The sequence below is a fragment of the Streptococcus sp. CF7_Ac1-12 genome, assembly GCF_024295905.1.
GTDB lineage: Bacteria > Bacillota > Bacilli > Lactobacillales > Streptococcaceae > Streptococcus > Streptococcus mitis_AP.
In genome coordinates this window covers 93,304-110,113 of the sequence record NZ_JANCPG010000001.1, presented here as the reverse complement: position 1 = coordinate 110,113, position 16,810 = coordinate 93,304, and the positions used below count along the sequence as shown (strand labels likewise).

Below are 16,810 nucleotides of genomic sequence, written 5' to 3'. Positions count from 1 at the left end.
CACTTGCTAGTTAATGATTGAGCTAGGCTCAGATAGTATTGATACATTCAAATGAGAAAACTCTTATTTGAACACGAGCTACAACCTGAGCAAAAAAGATAAATTTGTTTTGGAGCATCGCTCCTACACCAAATTTCCTATTTTTGCTGTGGTTGTTACGCTCTTTGTATCATGATATTACCAAGATGCTTTGGTAACACCTGGGATTTGTCCTTTGTAAGCTAATTCACGGAAGCAAACACGGCAAAGTTTAAATTTGCGGTAAACTGAATGTGGACGACCACATTTTTCACAACGAGTATAAGCTTGAGTAGAGAACTTCGCTGGACGTTTGTTCTTAGCAATCATTGATTTTTTAGCCATTAGATTTACCTCCTATATTATTTTGCAAAAGGCATTCCAAGGCCTGTAAGCAATGCACGTGACTCTTCGTCAGTGTTAGCAGTTGTTACGATAACGATGTCAAGACCACGAGTTTTGTCAACGTCATCGAAGTTGATTTCTGGGAAAATCAATTGTTCTTTCACACCAAGTGTGTAGTTTCCGCGTCCATCAAATGATTTTGTTGGAACACCGTGGAAGTCACGTACACGTGGAAGTGAAACTGAAACCAATTTATCCAAGAATTCGTACATACGTTCACCACGAAGGGTAACTTTTGCACCGATCGCAACACCTTCACGAAGACGGAAGCCGGCGATTGATTTTTTAGCTTTAGTGATAAGTGGTTTTTGACCTGAGATAAGTGCCAATTCTTCAGCAGCTTTTTCAAGGCTTTTAGCGTTTGATACAGCTTCACCAACACCCATGTTCAAAACGATCTTATCTACTTTAGGCACAGCCATCACTGATGAGTAGTTGAATTGTTCTGTCAAAGCAGGAACTACTTCATTAAGATATTTTTCTTTTAAACGATTTGCCATTATACTTCTCCTTTCCTTCGTGATTAATCAAGCACTTCGCCTGATTTTTTGTTGTAGCGAACTTTTTTACCGTCTACAAATTTGTAACCAACACGACCAGCTACACCATTTTTGTCCAAAACTTGAACGTTTGATACGTGGATAGCTGCTTCTTTTTCGATGATACCACCTTGAGGAAGCTCGTTAGTTGGACGTTGGTGTTTCTTAACGATGTTAACACCTTCAACGATAACTTTGTTTACTTTTGGAAGGGCAGTAAGGACAACAGCTTCTGTTCCCTTATCTTTACCAGCGATTACGCGAACTTTGTCGCCTTTTTTTACAAACATTAGGTTTCTCCTTGATTTTTCTTACGCCCATAAGGGCACCCTGGAGGTAAATCCAGGGGACTAGTTTGTTTCTAAAAATTAAAGTACTTCTGGAGCAAGTGACACGATCTTCATGAAGCCACCTTCACGCAATTCACGTGCAACTGGGCCAAAGATACGTGTTCCGCGAGGAGTTTTGTCTTCACGGATGATAACTGCTGCGTTTTCGTCAAATTTGATGTATGAACCATCAGCACGACGAGCACCTGATTTAGTACGAACGATAACTGCTTTAACAACGTCACCTTTTTTAACCGCACCACCAGGAGTAGCTTGTTTTACAGATGCCACGATAACATCACCGATGTTTGCAAATTTACGTCCTGAACCACCAAGAACTTTGATAGTCAAGATTTCGCGAGCACCGCTGTTGTCTGCGACTTTCAAACGAGTTTCTGTTTGAATCATTTCAGTTTTCTCCTTTCAGGTTTGATTAGATGATGACCGCTTCTTCAACAACTTCTACAAGACGGAAACGTTTTGTAGCTGAAAGCGGGCGAGTTTCCATGATACGTACGATATCGCCTTCTTTGGCAACATTGTTTTCATCATGAGCTTTGTATTTTTTAGAGTAGTTAATACGTTTACCATAGACTGGGTGGTTACGTTTTGTTTCAACTACAACTGTGATTGTCTTGTCCATTTTGTCAGATACAACACGTCCAACAAGAACTTTACGATTATTGCGTTCCATTGAAATTTCTCCTTCCCTAGTCTATTATTTCGCTTCAGATTGAACTGTTTTGATACGAGCGATTTGTTTTTTAACTTCTTTCAAGCGAGCTGTTTGTTCCAATTGACCAGTAGCAGCTTGGAAACGAAGTTCAAACAATTCTTTTTTCAATTCGTTTTCGCGCTTCGCGAGTTCTTCTTGAGAAAGACCACGAAGTTCTTTAACAAATTCTTTTACTTCATTAAGTTTCATGCCTTCTCCTTATTCTGCTTCACGTTTTACGAATTTACATTTAACTGGCAATTTGTGGCTAGCAAGACGAAGCGCTTCGCGAGCGATCTCTTCAGATACACCAGCGATTTCGAACATCACTTTACCACGTTTAACTGGTGCTACCCAACCTTCAGGTGCCCCTTTACCAGATCCCATACGCACACCGATAGCTTTAGCAGTGTATGATTTGTGTGGGAAGATTTTAATCCAAACTTTACCACCACGTTTCATGTAACGAGTCATGGCGATACGAGCAGCTTCGATTTGGCGGTTAGTGATCCAGTGGCTAGTTGTAGCTTGAAGACCGTATTCACCGAATGCTACTTCTTTTCCACCTTTTGCTTCACCGCGCATTTTTCCACGGAATTCACGACGGTGTTTAACACGTTTAGGTACTAACATTGGTTATTTACCTCCTTTAGTGTTTTTGCGAGCTGGAAGAACTTCACCACGGTAGATCCATACTTTAACACCAAGTTTACCGTATGTAGTATCTGCTTCTTCCCAAGCGTAATCGATATCTGCACGAAGTGTGTGAAGTGGAACAGTTCCTTCAGAGTATCCTTCAGCACGGGCGATATCTGCACCGTTCAAACGACCTGATACTTGAGTTTTGATTCCTTTAGCTCCAGCACGCATTGCACGTTGGATTGCTTGTTTTTGTGCACGACGGAAAGCAACACGTTGCTCCAATTGACGAGCAATTCCTTCACCTACAAGGTGAGCATCCAAATCAGGTTGTTTGATTTCGATGATGTTGATGTGTACTTGTTTTCCAGTCAATTTGTTAAGTTTCGCACGGAGTGCATCAACGTTAGCACCACCTTTACCGATAACCATACCTGGTTTAGCAGTGTGAAGTGAAACGTTAACTTTGTTTACTGCGCGTTCGATTTCGATAGTTGAAACTGCTGCGTCAGCAAGTTCTTTTTGAACGAATTTACGGATTGCAAGATCTTCATGAAGGTAATCCGCGTATTCTTTTTCAGCATACCATTTGGCATCCCAATCACGGATGATGCCGACACGCATACCAATTGGATGTACTTTTTGACCCACGATTTTACCTCCTTATTTTTCTGCAACAGCTACAGTGATGTGAGCTGTACGTTTGTTGATTGGTGAAGCTGAACCTTTCGCACGTGGACGGAAACGTTTCATAGTTGGTCCTTCGTTTGCGAATGCTTCAGATACTACCAAGTTAGCTTTATCCAAACCAAAGTTGTTTTCAGCGTTAGCTACAGCTGAGTTCAAAACTTTCAAGATGATTTCAGCAGCTTTGTTTGGAGTGAATGTCAAGATTGCGATTGCATCGGCTACGCTTTTACCACGGATGTTATCAAGAACAAGACGTGATTTACGAGGTGAAACACGTACTGTACGAGCCATTGCTTTAGCTGAAGTAATTTCTGCCATTTATGTTCTCCTTATTTTCTACGTGTTTTCTTGTCGTCTGCAGCGTGACCTTTGTAAGTACGAGTTGGTGCAAATTCACCAAGTTTGTGACCTACCATGTCTTCTTGAATGTAAACAGGTACGTGTTTACGTCCGTCATAAACTGCAATAGTGTAACCAATGAAACTTGGGAAGATCGTTGAACGACGTGACCAAGTTTTAATAACTTTTTTCTTTTCGTCGCTAGCTTGAGCTTCAACTTTTTTCATCAAATGCTCATCGACGAAAGGTCCTTTTTTAAGACTGCGTCCCATTTTTATATTTTCTCCTTTAAATGTTGTACCACAGCGGCTTGCGCTCCTATGGAGCGCTACCGAGCTGGCGGATTTACTAGTTACTTAAGCGACTAGTTTAATATTATTTCTCGTTGCGACGACGAACGATAAGTTTGTCAGATTTCGCTTTCTTGTTACGAGTTTTAAGACCAAGAGCAGGTTTGCCCCATGGAGTAGATGGTGCTTTACGACCAACTGGTGCTTTACCTTCACCACCACCGTGTGGGTGATCGTTAGGGTTCATTACAGAACCACGAACTGTTGGGCGGATACCTTTCCAACGGCTACGTCCTGCTTTACCAAGGTTTACAAGTCCATGTTGTTCATTTCCGACAACACCAACTGTAGCACGGCAAGTTCCAAGAATCATACGAACTTCACCTGATTGAAGACGAACAAGAACGTATTTACCTTCAGAACCCAATACTTGAGCAGATGCTCCAGCAGCACGTACCAATTCACCACCACGACCTGGTTTCAACTCGATGTTGTGGATCAAAGTACCAACTGGGATGTTAGCAAGTGGAAGAGCATTTCCGACTTTAATATCTGCTTCTGGACCTGAAACGATACGTTGACCTACTTCAAGACCTTTTGGAGCGATGATGTATGCTTTCACACCGTCAGTGTAGTGTACAAGAGCGATGTTTGCAGAACGGTTTGGATCGTACTCGATTGTTTTAACAACTGCTTCAACGTTGTCTTTGTTACGTTTGAAGTCAACCAAACGGTAGAAACGTTTGTGTCCACCACCTTGGTGACGAACTGTGATACGACCGTTGTTGTTACGACCAGCCTTGCTCTTCAATGCAACAAGCAATGATTTTTCAGGAGTGCTTGTTGTGATTTCAGCGAAATCCAAAGAAGTCATATTACGGCGACCGTTTGTTGTTGGTTTATAAACACGAATTCCCACGATATTTCCTCCTTAGATTATTCAGCTTCAGCAGCAAACAACTCGATTGCTTTAGAATCAGCTGTAAGTGTGATGATAGCTTTTTTAGTTTTGTTAGTAAAACCAGTGTAACGTCCAACACGTTTAGCTTTTGGTTTTACGTTGATTGTGTTAACATTAGCAACTTTAACACCTTCGAAAGCAGCTTCAACAGCTTGCTTGATCAAAAGTTTGTGTGCACGAGTGTCAACTTCAAATACATATTTGCCTGCTTCAAGTTGAGCCATTGAGCTTTCAGTGATTACAGGTTTTTTGATAACATCATACAAATTCATTATGCAAGAACCTCCTCGATTTTAGAGATAGCTGCTTGAGTAACAAGAAGTTTGTCACTATTTGCGATGTCAAGAACACTTGCAGTTGTAGCAGTCGCAACTTTCACGTTTGGAAGGTTACGAGCTGAGAGAGCTGCGAATTCGTTTCCTTCTTCAAGAATAACAAGGACTTTAGAATCGATGCTCAAAGCTGCAAGAACTTTTGCAAATTCAGCAGTTTTTGGAGCTGTAAATTCAAGAGAATCAACGGCTACAAATTTATTTTCAGCAACTTTTTCTGAGTAAACAGATTTAAGTGCAAGGCGACGAACTTTTTGAGGAAGTTTGTACGCATAGCTACGTGGAGTTGGTCCGAAGACGATTCCACCACCACGCCATTGTGGAGAGCGGATAGAACCTTGACGAGCACGTCCAGTTCCTTTTTGACGCCATGGTTTGCGTCCGCCACCTGAAACAGCTGAGCGGTTTTTAACTGCGTGAGTTCCTTGACGAAGGCTAGCACGTTGGCTGATGATCACATCAAACACAACAGATTGGTTTGGTTCGATACCAAAGATTGCATCGTTAAGAACAACTTCGCCCGCTTGTTTACCAGTTTGGTCGAATAATGTTACATTTGCCATTTTGACTGTATTCCCCTTTCCTTATTATTTACCAGCTTTAACTGCTGACTTGATAGTGATAAGAGATTTCTTAGCACCTGGTACGTTACCTTTGATAAGGATAACGTTCTTTTCTGGAACAACTTGTACAACTTCAAGATTTTGAATTGTTACGCGGTCGCCACCCATACGTCCTGCAAGGTTTTTACCTTTGAATACGCGGTTAGGTGCAACAGGTCCCATAGAACCTGGACGACGGTGGTAACGAGAACCGTGAGCCATTGGTCCACGTGATTGTCCGTGGCGCTTGATAACACCTTGGAAACCTTTACCTTTAGAAGTACCAGTTACGTCAACAACATCTCCAGCTGCGAATGTTTCAACTGTGATTTCAGCACCAACTTCCAAGCCTTCAACGTTTTTGAATTCACGAATGAAGCGCTTAGGAGCCGTGTTAGCTTTCGCTACATGTCCTTTAGCAGGTTTGTTGCTCAATACTTCGCGTTTGTCATCGAAACCAACTTGGATAGCGTTGTATCCGTCTGTTTCAACAGTTTTAACTTGAAGAACAACGTTTGGAGTTGCTTCAATAACTGTTACAGGGATCAATTCGCCAGCTTCAGTGAAGATTTGAGTCATTCCCACTTTTTTCCCTAAGATTCCTTTTGTCATGAGAAAATAGTTCCTTTTCTATATTTTTATTCAAAAAGTTTTTAACGAGCGTTTTTTATGCTCAAGATATCAAGCTTTAGATTAAAGTTTGATTTCTACGTTTACACCACTTGGAAGATCCAATTTCATCAAAGCATCAACTGTTTTTTGAGTTGGGTTAACGATATCGATCAAACGTTTGTGTGTACGCATTTCAAATTGTTCGCGAGAGTCTTTGTATTTGTGAGTCGCACGAATGATTGTGTAGAGGCTACGTTCAGTTGGAAGTGGGATTGGACCCGCAACTTGTGCACCTGTACGAGTAGCTGATTCTACGATTTTTGCAGCCGCTGTGTCAAGCGTACGGTGTTCGTAAGCTTTCAAACGGATACGGATTTTTTTGTTTGCCATCTTTTTCTCCTTTTCGTCTATTTAAGATAATAGGCTAGCTCCACAAGAAAACCGACGCGCTGTTGCGTGGCAATGCAACCGAGCGTGTCGCAACCTCTTGCATCAAAGCTAAGGCTGTAATTTACAGCACCATAATAGAATAACACAAAGCCCCTGCGATTGCAAGGGATTTGTTGCTGTTTTTTAAAATTTTTAACATGAAAATGTTTTCCTTTTTGACAGGTCATTTATTTAAGTATTTTCATAGAAGAAAGTTACTCTCTCTTCACCTGTTCATAGCTTTCTTTCCCGTCATTGAGTTTATCCCAAATCACTACTTGCCCACTTTTGAGAGATTTTTGCACATCGATGATACGTTGATTGGACGAACCTCGAAACTGGAGCATGAGATTTCTCTTAGTTCGATCGTATCGTCCGTCGACAAGAATGTCAATCAATGATAAGAGTTCCAGTTTATCTGGAGTTTCCAACATCATTTCTTCCCAAGTATATCCCGTCCAGGACCAGATGTCTTTATCTGGCAATTCCTTACGAATGCGTTTAACGAGAGGCAAGAGAATGCCCGTATTGAGAAAAGGTTCCCCTCCCAGCAAGGTCAAGCCTTGAACATAGGGCTGGACAAGGTCTGCCATGATCTGTTCTTCTAATTCTGCTGTATAGGGTATTCCTGCATTGAAAGACCAGGTCGCTACATTATAACAACCCTCGCAGTGGAACATACAGCCTGCGACATAGAGGGAGTTGCGCACGCCTTCTCCATCGACAAAGTTAAAGGCCTTGTAATCAATAATCCGCCCTTTACTAAGCTCCTCGCTTTTCCATTCACCAGGTTTTGGTGTATTCCATGTCATGCTGTCTACTCCAAGTCTATCCAATAGCGCTCCGTTCCGTTTCGAACATCCTCCAACTCCCCACCATTAGCTAAGATAACAGCTCGGCTTGCTGGATTTTCTGTGCTACAAGTCACTAAAGCTCGTTTAATGTTCTTTTCCTTAGCAACTTGCAAGCCCTGACGGAGAGTTTCCTTAGCATAACCTTTACCTCTTTCTGATGGACGAATGGAGTAGCCAATGTGGCCAGCATATTTCAGTAAATCCTCATTCAGGCTCAATCGCAGATTCAAAAATCCTAGAGCATGACCTACATCATCAAATGATACAAATTGAATAGAAGGAACACGATTTTCATGCAAGTTTATTCCCATTTCTTTTTGCATATTTGTTTCCAACCATTCTTCATACACAAAGTTCTCTGTATCCCAGAAACCACCGTCGTGAGGTGACTGGGACCTTTTAAACTCTGCCATCATCTCTAAAACTGTCTCTTTATCTGCTAATCTTGGTCTGCGTAATTCCATCCTTACCTCCTACTAAGAGAAAAGCGAGAGCTGACTCTCACTTTTATTTTTCCTTGTTCTTGTTTAAAAATTGTTCTCTGAGGTTAAGCAAACGTTCTTTTTTACCAGCTCCACCTTTAGAGTGTTTCTCGTGATAACGGGTTACTTGTGCGCGCCCCTTATCGTCTAATTGATATTTTCCCATTTCATTTCTTTCTAATTTGTTACTTGATGACCAGCCATTTTAATCGTTGAGCCATTCATATGTTTGACACGCGCAGCGATTTCCTTGTGACGGCCGTTGACCATAGGTCTTGCTTGAGGATTGCCTAGATAGCCACAAGTCCGTTTAACAACATCTACTGTTTTAGGGTCACTATTGCCACAGTTTGGACAAGCAAATCCTCTCTCAGTTGGCTCAAAATCCCCCTCAAAGTCACACTTATAGCAACGGTCAATTGGAGTATTGGTCCCAAGATAACCCACGCGGTCATAGGCATAATCCCACACAGCTTCCAAGGCCTTTGGATTTTGCTGGAGAACTGGATACTCACAATAATGGATGAAACCACCCGACGCACCTGCTTCTGGATAGACTTTCTCAAAGTCCAATTTTTCAAACGGTGTTGGATTTTTACGAACATCGTAGTGGAAAGAGTTGGTATAGTATTCCTTATCTGTAATATCAGGAATAGAACCAAACTTGTCTGTATCTAGTCGACAGAAACGGTCTGTCAAACTTTCAGACGGTGTTGAGTAGATAGAGAAATGATAACCGTATTGGTCTGACCACTCTTCTACACGGCGTTTCATATCGCGAATGATATCCAGCGTGAATTCCTTAGCATCTGGATTACTTTCCCAGCTGTTACCAAAGAAAACTGTCGCTACTTCATACAAGCCGATATAGCCCAGCGAAACTGTCGCTCGACGATTCTTAAAGAGCTGGTCAACACTTTCTTCTTTACCTAGACGATGGCCAAAAGCACCGTATTGATAAAGGATAGGAGCATTGGCTGGCGTCGCTTCTTTAGTTCGTTCGACACGGTAAACCAGAGCATCTTCTGCAATGTTCATCCGCTCGTTGAAGATTTCCCAGAACTTATTCATATCACCTTCAGATTCAAGAGCAATACGAGGTAAGTTAACCGTCACAACACCCAGATTCATACGGCCTGAATTGACTTCTACACCATTTTCATCCTTCCATCCTTGAAGGAACGAACGGCAACCCATAGGAACCTTGAAGGAGCCTGTCAAGTCAACAACCTTATCATAAGACAAGACGTCTGGATACATCCGCTTGGTTGCACACTCTAGAGCCAACTGCTTGATGTCGTAGTTTAGAGTTCCTTCCTCTAAATTGAGACCTCGTTTCAGAGTAAAGATGAGTTTAGGGAAGATGGCTGTTCGATGTTCTGAACCAAGGCCCTTGATTCGGATGTTCAAGATAGCTTTTTGAATTTCACGCTCAAAACGATTGGTTCCTAGACCAAAACCTAGCGAAGTGAAAGGTGTTTGTCCATTTGAAGTGAAGAGAGTGTTGATTTCATACTCGAGAGATTGCATGGCATCATAGATATCTTTTTGGGTTTTCTTCCAAGCGTAATCTTCCCGTTTGTCAGGTAAGACCCATTCTTCCGCATCTTTGAGGTGTTTTTGATAATTCTTCTCTGCATAAGGCGCCAAGACTTCATCGATACGGTCAGCTGAACAGCCCCCATACTGGCTAGAAGCAACGTTGGCGATGATTTGGGAAATCTGAGCTGTCGCAGTCTGAATAGACTTGGGACTTTCTACCTCTGCATTTCCAATCTTAAAACCATTTTCCAACATCCCCTTGAAATCAATCAAACAGCAGTTAGTCATAGGTGTATAAGGACTGTAGTCCAAATCGTGATAGTGGATATCCCCTTTTTGGTGGGCATTGGCTACATGCTTAGGCAGCATTTGCAGTCCGATTGATTTCCCAACAATACCTGCTGTCAAATCACGCTGAGTGTTAAAGACATCACTGTCTTTATTAGCATTTTCATTGACAACTGCCTGGTCTTTGTTGAGAAGTTTATGGATGCTAAAGTTGATATCTGTCGCTTTCGAGCGCTCAAAATCCCTCTGTGTCCGATAAGTGATATACTCCTCAGCCAGCGCATATTCTTTGGCTTCAAGGAGTTCATGTTCTACGATATTTTGAATTTCGTAAATCTTAACCCCCTGTGGAAAGCGACTATGAATTTCTGTGACAATTCGCTCAGTTAGAGCATTTAGGCGTTTTTCAACCAAGGGTGTCACATCCATAACCTTGTCAGCCGCCTTGTGGAGAGCCTTATCAATCTTGTCCACATCAAATACAACACGTCTCCCATCTCGTTTTTCAACGAAGAGGGTTGGTAAGGTTGTAATTTTTTCTTCTAGTGCAATCATATACATGCTCTTTTCTAAAATGTTATATCTAAAAAGTATTATATCACTAAAAAAATAAAAATCAATATCTTGTGGTAAAAATCCTAAAATTTTTAAAAATACACAAGATATTGATTTATTTATTTAATTTTATAGACTTTAAACTCTGAGTAATCAGTCTTTACTTGTTGGTAATTTTCTTTCAAGATTGTTTCTACTTCAGACCAGAGAACCACCTTGTCGTTCACCACAATTAACTTAGGTTGGTTTTCTTTCAAGTCATTAATCATGGAAGTTTTATTTTCTTCTGTATTCATATAAAGAAGAGGTGATGGGAGCGTAGACCCAGCCAAACGCTGGCTTTCTTTATACATCTGAACATGAGAATCCCAGATATAGATTTGGTCACCATCACTCGTCTCTTGTTTGACTCTATCTACCACTTGATGTTGTTCTCTATAAGAAGCTGGATGCAAGACAAAACGAGCCACAAAAGGAATAGCAATCAGATAAACCACCACTAGTATCGGTAGGTAGAGATTCCCCTTCATGAATTTTTTCCATAAAGTAGGAACTTCTTCTCTTCTACTACGGCGAGCTCCCCTAGCTGAATGTTTCCCACGAATACTGGTCATCAAAAGAAGGAGTAAAAATGGAATGATTAGAATCAAACGCGAACCGTGAAGAGGTTCTTGAGAAAAAAGCAACAAGGCTAATACAAATAAGAAAGCAAAACTAGCTGGTACTGAAATAACATATAATCTTGATGCCTTTGATTGGAACAAGCCTAGAAAAACAAGGAAGAGAGCTCCTAAACCAAAGGTCAACAAACCATAGAATACAACATTATCCATTAGTTGAGGATTGGTAAAGACCTGAAGGGAATCAATCGGATATAAAAGACTTCCTAGAGCTTCTCCAAAACCACCTGAAGCAAGAACATAATATCCTACTGGGTAAAAGATGAGAGAAAAGCCAAGTGCTGCTGCAAAAAACTGATAAACTCCATGAGCAAGGCGGCCATGCCCAACATTAAAGACAAATAAACCGATCGTTACTACTGCAATAAAGAGAAGACTTGTAAGAGGCTCTATGAAAAATGATAGAGCCAAGAAAATTCCCAGACGTAGAAATCCCTTGTCGTGGTTAGGACTTGATAGATAAGCTGCTATGAATGAAAATCCTGCAAACAGGAATGGCAGAGCTAAAATCGTAGCATATCCTCCCCCAAAACCGAGACCAGATACCAAAATATAAAATATAGTTAGGAGTTGCTTGGCTTGTTCCCTTTGTCCCGTCAGATAGTCAGTTGAAGAAAAGAGGAAGTAACCTCCTCCTAAGAGGGCTAGCCATTCTACCAAGGCAAAAAGGATGCCTCCTTGGGTAATATAAAGTAGCAAGTAATAAATAAGACCGTGACTAGCATAATAGCTACTGTAGAGCTGTCCTCCCTGATGTAAAGCCCACCCTATATACAAATCCTGAGCCTGAGAGGGACTTACCATATCTAAAAGTAAAGGTATCACCACAGAAAAAACCGTTGCAATCGTACTTCCAATGATGAGTCTGAAAAACGGGAAAGCTACCTGTTCTTCTTTTTCTACATGAGATTCAAGGTTCCTATCCAGTCTATTTTCAATTTCATTACTCTGTATCGTTTCGGATACTTCTTCGATTCTGCCATATACAGCCATGTCGTTTCTCCTATTCAATTTATCTGTCTTAGTATATCAAAAAGACCTAAAATTGTCAGCTTGCGATGGCTGTTTGAGTGATTTTTTGCATAGTTTCACAAAGGTTTCAATTTCCCGAAATCGGTGTAAATGCGTCTGTTCAAATGTCGTGATATAGTTCAATTCCTTCTGAGTCAGCATCGTTCCTCCTACATCTTTTTATTCGTAAAAGGTAAGAAAAATAGGACTGGTTTGTGTCCTAAGTCCTATTTTTCTTATAAGATTGGGGCGAATAACTGGGCAATTTCCTTAATCAATTTCTGATACCAGCTATTTTTTATCGTATGAGGGAAAATTTCTTGAGATACTGAAAAAATCTCCTGAAAATCTTTTTGAATCTCTGTGATTGATGCCGTTTTATATAGCAAAACTGCATTTTCATAGTGGTGAAGCAAACTTCTATAATCTAAATTAATGGTTCCAACTGCAGCAAAGTCCTTATCCACTATGATTTGTTTACTGTGGATAAAGCCAGGACTATACTCAAAAATCCTTACTCCTGCTGATAAAAGATCTGGATAGGCTCCTCTTGTTATGAGCTGGATTAATTTTTTATCCGGAATGAAAGGAGTCACGATGCGGACATCAACACCTCTCATGGCCGCGTTTTTAATACTCTCAGTTAAATCATAGTCAATAATCAAATAGGGTGTTGTGATATAGACTGAATCAGTAGCCTGATTAATCAAACTTTGATAAACTTTTTTCCCTACCTGGGTACGGAAGATGGGCTTGGGTCCACTACCGTAAGGAATGCAGAGCCCTTGGCCAGAACAAGGCTGATTTTCCAAGTGATACTGGTCAAAATCGCTGATTTCCCCACGATTGATGTACCAAGTCATTAAAAAGAGACGGGTTAGAGCCTTGACACCAGGACCATCTAAGCGAATCCCACTGTCCTTCCAATAACCAAAGCGTTCTACATGATTGATGTACTCATCGGCTAAGTTAATCCCTCCTGTATAAGCTACCTGACCATCTATGACAAGGATTTTCCGATGGTCCCGATTGTTGTAAGCCACCGTCAAACGAGGAATCACCTTGTTAAATTTATGGGCTTCAATTCCTCGACTACGAAGCTGAATAGTATAATCTCCAGGTAAAGTCGCCATACAGCCGATATCATCATAGAGCATCTTGACCTCTACACCCTGAGCTGCCTTTTGCTCTAGTATATCTAGTATACTATTCCACATCAGACCTTCTTCGACAATATAGTACTCTAGAAAGATAAACTTTTCAGCTTTCTTAAGATCTTCCAACATATATTGCCACATGCTTTCACCCGAAGAAAAGAATTGTGAATCTGTTCGATCATAGACATCGGCATTGCTATCCATACTTAGCAAAGATTTGATAACTCCGTAAGCCGCCTTATCATCTTCCTTCAATTTCTGGCGGAGAGCTTTACTATTATCCTCCCGAAAATGCATGGAACCAAGTCTGTCCAACTGCTTGATTTCTTTTTTGGACAATCGCCTTTCACCAAACATCAGATAGAGCAAGGGGCCAATGACAGGAACAAAAGTTACCACTAACCACATCACTTTACTTTCAGGCGCCATTGAACGATTGACAATTGCGACAATAGTCGCCATACTCATAAAAATTAAGACAATTACCCATAGAATAGGGGCCATGCGCCCTAAATAAAGAAAGAGACCAAAAACAAGACAAAGTTCAAGTAACATAATCGAAAGACTAAAGCCGTACTTAGACATCAATAATTGAAATTTTCTATATTTCATATCCCCTCCTTGATATTTTGATACTCAATGAAAAGCAAAGAGCAAACTAGGAAGCTAGCTGCCGGTTGCGCAAAACACTGTTTTGAGGTTGCAGATGGAAGCTGACGTGGTTTGAAGAGATTTTCGAAGAGTATGAATGCTAAAAACAGGTAATTAATACTAGTATAACGCAGATATTCGGTAGAAGGCAAGTATTTATAATCATTTTTCTGAGTAAAAGCAAAAGAGACTGACAAAACCAGTCTCCTTCTAGTCTATTTTGATAAAACAATGCGATCAGACGCTTCTCTATCCATATCGTCAATAATCATCTGATTTCCATTAATTGTATAAATCTTGGCATCATCCCCAATAATCATACGTTGATTGGCAGCATCGAAGCTAACCTGCTTGATTTCTTGATCTCCGTCAGTTTCTACCTGTGTCCATGTACCAGTTGTTCCAGTTACCACTAAAGTGATACGGGCTCCTTCGTCCTGACCAGTATAAGTTCCATCAATATTAGTTGGTTGAGACTCAGGCGCATTTTGTGAAGAACTTGTCGCTGACTGGTTTGAATTTTCTGCCGAAGATGAAGCAGCAGGTTGTGATTGCTGAGTTTGTTGTGTTTGTTGTGTTTGCGAGTGAGTTGCTGGTTGTTGAACTTGTTGAACTCTTTGTGAACAAGCTACTAAGAGACTAAGACTTGCTAGAAAAACAAGAGAAAGTGTGAATCTTTTTAATTTCATGATGAATTTCCTTTCTGCTACCAATTTACAGAAGTTTTTCCTTCTAACTAGTAGTTTCCCTAGTATAACAAGTTCAAAAAAGGAGGTCAATTTATCTGCTCATGCCCCAGTAGATAGCCCCGTACTTCTGAGATAAAATAGAGAGACCCTGTAACGAACAACAAATCCTGCGCGTCGACTCTTTCTTCAAAACTGCTGATAAATTCGCGATAAGAAGGAACTATAGCGTAACCTGTTACATCTGTTTCATCCAAAGAACCTTGATAGTCAAAACCTGTCACCTTGAGTTCCACCTGAGGCAATTTTTGAGTCAGATAAGCCAACATCCCTTGATAATCCTTCCGTTTCAAGGCTCCAAATAGGATTTGAGGACGATATCCTTCCTGCTCTTTTTCTTTAATAAATTCAACCAAGCGAGTCAAGGCAGGGAGGTTATGAGCACCGTCCAAATAAATCTGAGGGCGAATACGCTCTAAACGCCCAGCCCAATGGGTCTTCTCCAAAGCCTGTCTTACAACCTGCTCATCAACAACTTCCTTTCCTTCCCTCATAAAGAGAAGAAACGTTTGCAACGCCAAGGCCGCATTTTCCTGCTGATAAGCTCCTTCTAAACCTATTTTCAACTGTGAAAGGTTAGCCAAAGAGCTTGAAAAATCCCCATTCAGCATTGAAAAATCCTGACCTGCCTGATAAAGATCAACAACTAAAGAGTCTGCTTTTTTCTGACAGACAAGTCTAGCTTCTGAAGGCAACTTAGCAATCACTGCCTTTTTACCAGCCTTAAAAATACCAGCTTTCTGCTCTGCAATTGCTGCTATACCGTCACCCAGAGTCTCCTGATGGTCAAGTCCGATAGAGGTGATGACAGCAAGCTCTCCAGTTACCACATTGGTCGTGTCAAGTAAGCCACCAATTCCCACTTCTAGTAGAACTAAATCCACCTCTTGCTCTCTAAAATAAAGAAAAGCAATCAAGGTCAGCAATTCAAAAAAGGACAACTGATCATGGGTTTGCAGAAGCATTTTCTCCATCTCCTTGACCTGATTAGCCAAACGGATGAAGTCTGCATCAGCTATTGGTTGCCCGTTAATGCAGATTCGGTCATTGATGGAGATGATATGAGGGGAGGTAAAGGTCGCAACTTTTTTGCCATGCCCCATAAATAACTCCCTCATAAAAGCAATGGTAGAACCTTTCCCATTAGTCCCAGTGACGTGGATAATAGGGTAAGACTTCTCGGGATTTCCTAACAAATCCACCGCTTGTTGCATTCGGCTCAAACCTGATCGAAAATTCAAACCAATCCGACTATGGAGCCATTCTTCTACTTCAAACATATACATCTCCTTGACAAAAGTCTAATCAATTATCTAGCAAAATTCCGTAGATAACAAAAATGAGGTCAGGATTTTCGTCCCGACCTCTTACCTGGTTAGCTAATCACTAGCAACTATGGATATTAACGTGGGGTAAAATTCTCCCCAAATATTTCAACTCTTCTAATTTCTAGGAGTTGGGCTGATACAGTCTCCCAGACTTACTTACGGTCTTTATTTTTAGCGTCAGGGTAAAAATGTTCACTGAACACACCAGTTCTCTCTTATTTTAAGGAACTGGGCTAAAAACATCCACTGGATGTGCCTGCGTTTCTAATTTCTAGCGCAGGGCTAAACACGTCCACTGGACGTGTTTACTCCTCCATAAAGCTGTTGAAGACTTCTTCAATCATGTTCCATTCGTCTTCTGAGTCTTCTGGGATTGGTTGCAATTCGCCTTCTGTTCCATCTTCGTTTTCGATGAATGAGTAAGCTTGGATTTCAACTTGTCCGTCTTCGTCTTCTTCTGCGTTAACTGGTACTAGAAGAACATAGTTTTTACCAAATTCTTCTTTTCCGTCAATCGTCAAAAGGATTTCAAACAAGGTTTCATTTCCTTGCTCATCTACTAGTGTAATTAATTCACGTTCTTCGTGGTCGTGGTTATGATCGTGTGACATAGCCT

The 16,810-nt window shown here is 41.0% G+C and carries 24 protein-coding genes; all 24 read right to left on the bottom strand.

Annotated features, from left to right (window positions below; all coding sequences use genetic code 11):
- Positions 1–177: 177 nt before the first annotated feature.
- Positions 178–363: a type Z 30S ribosomal protein S14 gene (locus NMM17_RS00615; RefSeq protein WP_001085697.1), complete on the bottom strand. Its 186-nt coding sequence runs from the start codon at positions 361–363 to the stop codon at positions 178–180.
- A gap of 17 nt (positions 364–380) precedes the next feature.
- Entirely contained in the window at positions 381–923 is a 543-nt protein-coding gene (gene rplE / locus NMM17_RS00610) for a 50S ribosomal protein L5 (RefSeq protein ID WP_000013542.1), read from the bottom strand.
- Between the two features lie 23 nt (positions 924–946).
- Complete coding sequence (gene rplX / locus NMM17_RS00605; protein WP_000497691.1) at positions 947–1,252, bottom strand: 50S ribosomal protein L24; 306 nt, start codon at positions 1,250–1,252, stop codon at positions 947–949.
- Between the two features lie 78 nt (positions 1,253–1,330).
- On the bottom strand, positions 1,331–1,699 hold the full coding sequence (gene rplN / locus NMM17_RS00600; RefSeq protein ID WP_000616545.1) for a 50S ribosomal protein L14: 369 nt from the start codon (positions 1,697–1,699) through the stop codon (positions 1,331–1,333).
- A 25-nt stretch (positions 1,700–1,724) separates the two neighbouring features.
- The gene (rpsQ, locus tag NMM17_RS00595; protein WP_000440801.1) at positions 1,725–1,985 is read right to left on the bottom strand and encodes a 30S ribosomal protein S17; all 261 of its coding nucleotides are present in this window, start codon (positions 1,983–1,985) and stop codon (positions 1,725–1,727) included.
- Positions 1,986–2,009: 24 nt separating this feature from the next.
- Entirely contained in the window at positions 2,010–2,216 is a 207-nt protein-coding gene (rpmC, locus tag NMM17_RS00590; RefSeq protein ID WP_000772918.1) for a 50S ribosomal protein L29, read from the bottom strand.
- 9 nt (positions 2,217–2,225) lie between these two features.
- Entirely contained in the window at positions 2,226–2,639 is a 414-nt protein-coding gene (gene rplP, locus NMM17_RS00585; RefSeq protein ID WP_000960946.1) for a 50S ribosomal protein L16, read from the bottom strand.
- Between the two features lie 3 nt (positions 2,640–2,642).
- Positions 2,643–3,296, bottom strand: coding sequence for a 30S ribosomal protein S3 (gene rpsC, locus NMM17_RS00580; protein ID WP_000529936.1), 654 nt, complete (start codon positions 3,294–3,296; stop codon positions 2,643–2,645).
- A gap of 12 nt (positions 3,297–3,308) precedes the next feature.
- Positions 3,309–3,653, bottom strand: coding sequence for a 50S ribosomal protein L22 (rplV, locus tag NMM17_RS00575; RefSeq protein WP_000818137.1), 345 nt, complete (start codon positions 3,651–3,653; stop codon positions 3,309–3,311).
- Positions 3,654–3,664: 11 nt separating this feature from the next.
- Complete coding sequence (gene rpsS, locus NMM17_RS00570) at positions 3,665–3,946, bottom strand: 30S ribosomal protein S19 (RefSeq protein ID WP_000533767.1); 282 nt, start codon at positions 3,944–3,946, stop codon at positions 3,665–3,667.
- 103 nt (positions 3,947–4,049) lie between these two features.
- Positions 4,050–4,883: a 50S ribosomal protein L2 gene (gene rplB, locus NMM17_RS00565; RefSeq protein ID WP_000512911.1), complete on the bottom strand. Its 834-nt coding sequence runs from the start codon at positions 4,881–4,883 to the stop codon at positions 4,050–4,052.
- A gap of 17 nt (positions 4,884–4,900) precedes the next feature.
- Positions 4,901–5,197, bottom strand: a complete 297-nt coding sequence (locus NMM17_RS00560; protein WP_001055347.1) for a 50S ribosomal protein L23 — start codon at positions 5,195–5,197, stop codon at positions 4,901–4,903.
- On the bottom strand, positions 5,197–5,820 hold the full coding sequence (rplD, locus tag NMM17_RS00555; RefSeq protein ID WP_000024549.1) for a 50S ribosomal protein L4: 624 nt from the start codon (positions 5,818–5,820) through the stop codon (positions 5,197–5,199). The genes NMM17_RS00560 and rplD overlap by 1 nt, the downstream gene beginning before the upstream one ends.
- A 24-nt stretch (positions 5,821–5,844) precedes the next feature.
- A complete protein-coding gene (rplC, locus tag NMM17_RS00550; RefSeq protein ID WP_000160197.1) occupies positions 5,845–6,471 on the bottom strand; it encodes a 50S ribosomal protein L3 in 627 nt (208 codons plus the stop codon).
- A gap of 81 nt (positions 6,472–6,552) precedes the next feature.
- The gene (rpsJ, locus tag NMM17_RS00545) at positions 6,553–6,861 is read right to left on the bottom strand and encodes a 30S ribosomal protein S10 (protein WP_001284513.1); all 309 of its coding nucleotides are present in this window, start codon (positions 6,859–6,861) and stop codon (positions 6,553–6,555) included.
- Between the two features lie 254 nt (positions 6,862–7,115).
- The gene (nrdG, locus tag NMM17_RS00540) at positions 7,116–7,712 is read right to left on the bottom strand and encodes an anaerobic ribonucleoside-triphosphate reductase activating protein (RefSeq protein ID WP_254753641.1); all 597 of its coding nucleotides are present in this window, start codon (positions 7,710–7,712) and stop codon (positions 7,116–7,118) included.
- A 5-nt stretch (positions 7,713–7,717) separates the two neighbouring features.
- Positions 7,718–8,218 carry a GNAT family N-acetyltransferase gene (locus tag NMM17_RS00535; protein WP_143952778.1) on the bottom strand — a complete coding sequence of 167 codons (501 nt, stop codon included), beginning with the start codon at positions 8,216–8,218 and terminating at the stop codon, positions 7,718–7,720.
- A gap of 43 nt (positions 8,219–8,261) precedes the next feature.
- On the bottom strand, positions 8,262–8,402 hold the full coding sequence (locus tag NMM17_RS00530; RefSeq protein ID WP_143952777.1) for a hypothetical protein: 141 nt from the start codon (positions 8,400–8,402) through the stop codon (positions 8,262–8,264).
- Between the two features lie 11 nt (positions 8,403–8,413).
- A complete protein-coding gene (gene nrdD, locus NMM17_RS00525) occupies positions 8,414–10,621 on the bottom strand; it encodes an anaerobic ribonucleoside-triphosphate reductase (protein ID WP_185952565.1) in 2,208 nt (735 codons plus the stop codon).
- A 119-nt stretch (positions 10,622–10,740) separates the two neighbouring features.
- A complete protein-coding gene (locus tag NMM17_RS00520) occupies positions 10,741–12,294 on the bottom strand; it encodes a damage-inducible protein CinA (RefSeq protein WP_254753640.1) in 1,554 nt (517 codons plus the stop codon).
- Positions 12,295–12,548: 254 nt separating this feature from the next.
- Positions 12,549–14,081, bottom strand: a complete 1,533-nt coding sequence (cls, locus tag NMM17_RS00515; protein ID WP_000877344.1) for a cardiolipin synthase — start codon at positions 14,079–14,081, stop codon at positions 12,549–12,551.
- 254 nt (positions 14,082–14,335) lie between these two features.
- Entirely contained in the window at positions 14,336–14,809 is a 474-nt protein-coding gene (locus tag NMM17_RS00510; protein ID WP_000769497.1) for an SP_0198 family lipoprotein, read from the bottom strand.
- A gap of 86 nt (positions 14,810–14,895) precedes the next feature.
- Complete coding sequence (locus NMM17_RS00505; protein WP_000464354.1) at positions 14,896–16,146, bottom strand: folylpolyglutamate synthase/dihydrofolate synthase family protein; 1,251 nt, start codon at positions 16,144–16,146, stop codon at positions 14,896–14,898.
- 353 nt (positions 16,147–16,499) lie between these two features.
- Positions 16,500–16,805 carry a DUF1292 domain-containing protein gene (locus tag NMM17_RS00500; RefSeq protein ID WP_000017620.1) on the bottom strand — a complete coding sequence of 102 codons (306 nt, stop codon included), beginning with the start codon at positions 16,803–16,805 and terminating at the stop codon, positions 16,500–16,502.
- Positions 16,806–16,810: the final 5 nt, after the last annotated feature.

Bases quoted from the DNA above. Each gene is read 5' to 3' on its own strand.
- NMM17_RS00615 (WP_001085697.1), bottom strand. From the start codon at position 363: ATGGCTAAAAAATCAATGATTGCTAAGAACAAACGTCCAGCGAAGTTC.
- rplE (WP_000013542.1), bottom strand. From the start codon at position 923: ATGGCAAATCGTTTAAAAGAAAAATATCTTAATGAAGTAGTTCCTGCT.
- rplX (WP_000497691.1), bottom strand. From the start codon at position 1,252: ATGTTTGTAAAAAAAGGCGACAAAGTTCGCGTAATCGCTGGTAAAGAT.
- rplN (WP_000616545.1), bottom strand. From the start codon at position 1,699: ATGATTCAAACAGAAACTCGTTTGAAAGTCGCAGACAACAGCGGTGCT.
- rpsQ (WP_000440801.1), bottom strand. From the start codon at position 1,985: ATGGAACGCAATAATCGTAAAGTTCTTGTTGGACGTGTTGTATCTGAC.
- rpmC (WP_000772918.1), bottom strand. From the start codon at position 2,216: ATGAAACTTAATGAAGTAAAAGAATTTGTTAAAGAACTTCGTGGTCTT.
- rplP (WP_000960946.1), bottom strand. From the start codon at position 2,639: ATGTTAGTACCTAAACGTGTTAAACACCGTCGTGAATTCCGTGGAAAA.
- rplV (WP_000818137.1), bottom strand. From the start codon at position 3,653: ATGGCAGAAATTACTTCAGCTAAAGCAATGGCTCGTACAGTACGTGTT.
- rpsS (WP_000533767.1), bottom strand. From the start codon at position 3,946: ATGGGACGCAGTCTTAAAAAAGGACCTTTCGTCGATGAGCATTTGATG.
- NMM17_RS00560 (WP_001055347.1), bottom strand. From the start codon at position 5,197: ATGAATTTGTATGATGTTATCAAAAAACCTGTAATCACTGAAAGCTCA.
- rplD (WP_000024549.1), bottom strand. From the start codon at position 5,820: ATGGCAAATGTAACATTATTCGACCAAACTGGTAAACAAGCGGGCGAA.
- rplC (WP_000160197.1), bottom strand. From the start codon at position 6,471: ATGACAAAAGGAATCTTAGGGAAAAAAGTGGGAATGACTCAAATCTTC.
- rpsJ (WP_001284513.1), bottom strand. From the start codon at position 6,861: ATGGCAAACAAAAAAATCCGTATCCGTTTGAAAGCTTACGAACACCGT.
- nrdG (WP_254753641.1), bottom strand. From the start codon at position 7,712: ATGACATGGAATACACCAAAACCTGGTGAATGGAAAAGCGAGGAGCTT.
- NMM17_RS00535 (WP_143952778.1), bottom strand. From the start codon at position 8,218: ATGGAATTACGCAGACCAAGATTAGCAGATAAAGAGACAGTTTTAGAG.
- NMM17_RS00530 (WP_143952777.1), bottom strand. From the start codon at position 8,402: ATGGGAAAATATCAATTAGACGATAAGGGGCGCGCACAAGTAACCCGT.
- nrdD (WP_185952565.1), bottom strand. From the start codon at position 10,621: ATGATTGCACTAGAAGAAAAAATTACAACCTTACCAACCCTCTTCGTT.
- NMM17_RS00520 (WP_254753640.1), bottom strand. From the start codon at position 12,294: ATGGCTGTATATGGCAGAATCGAAGAAGTATCCGAAACGATACAGAGT.
- cls (WP_000877344.1), bottom strand. From the start codon at position 14,081: ATGAAATATAGAAAATTTCAATTATTGATGTCTAAGTACGGCTTTAGT.
- NMM17_RS00510 (WP_000769497.1), bottom strand. From the start codon at position 14,809: ATGAAATTAAAAAGATTCACACTTTCTCTTGTTTTTCTAGCAAGTCTT.
- NMM17_RS00505 (WP_000464354.1), bottom strand. From the start codon at position 16,146: ATGTTTGAAGTAGAAGAATGGCTCCATAGTCGGATTGGTTTGAATTTT.
- NMM17_RS00500 (WP_000017620.1), bottom strand. From the start codon at position 16,805: ATGTCACACGATCATAACCACGACCACGAAGAACGTGAATTAATTACA.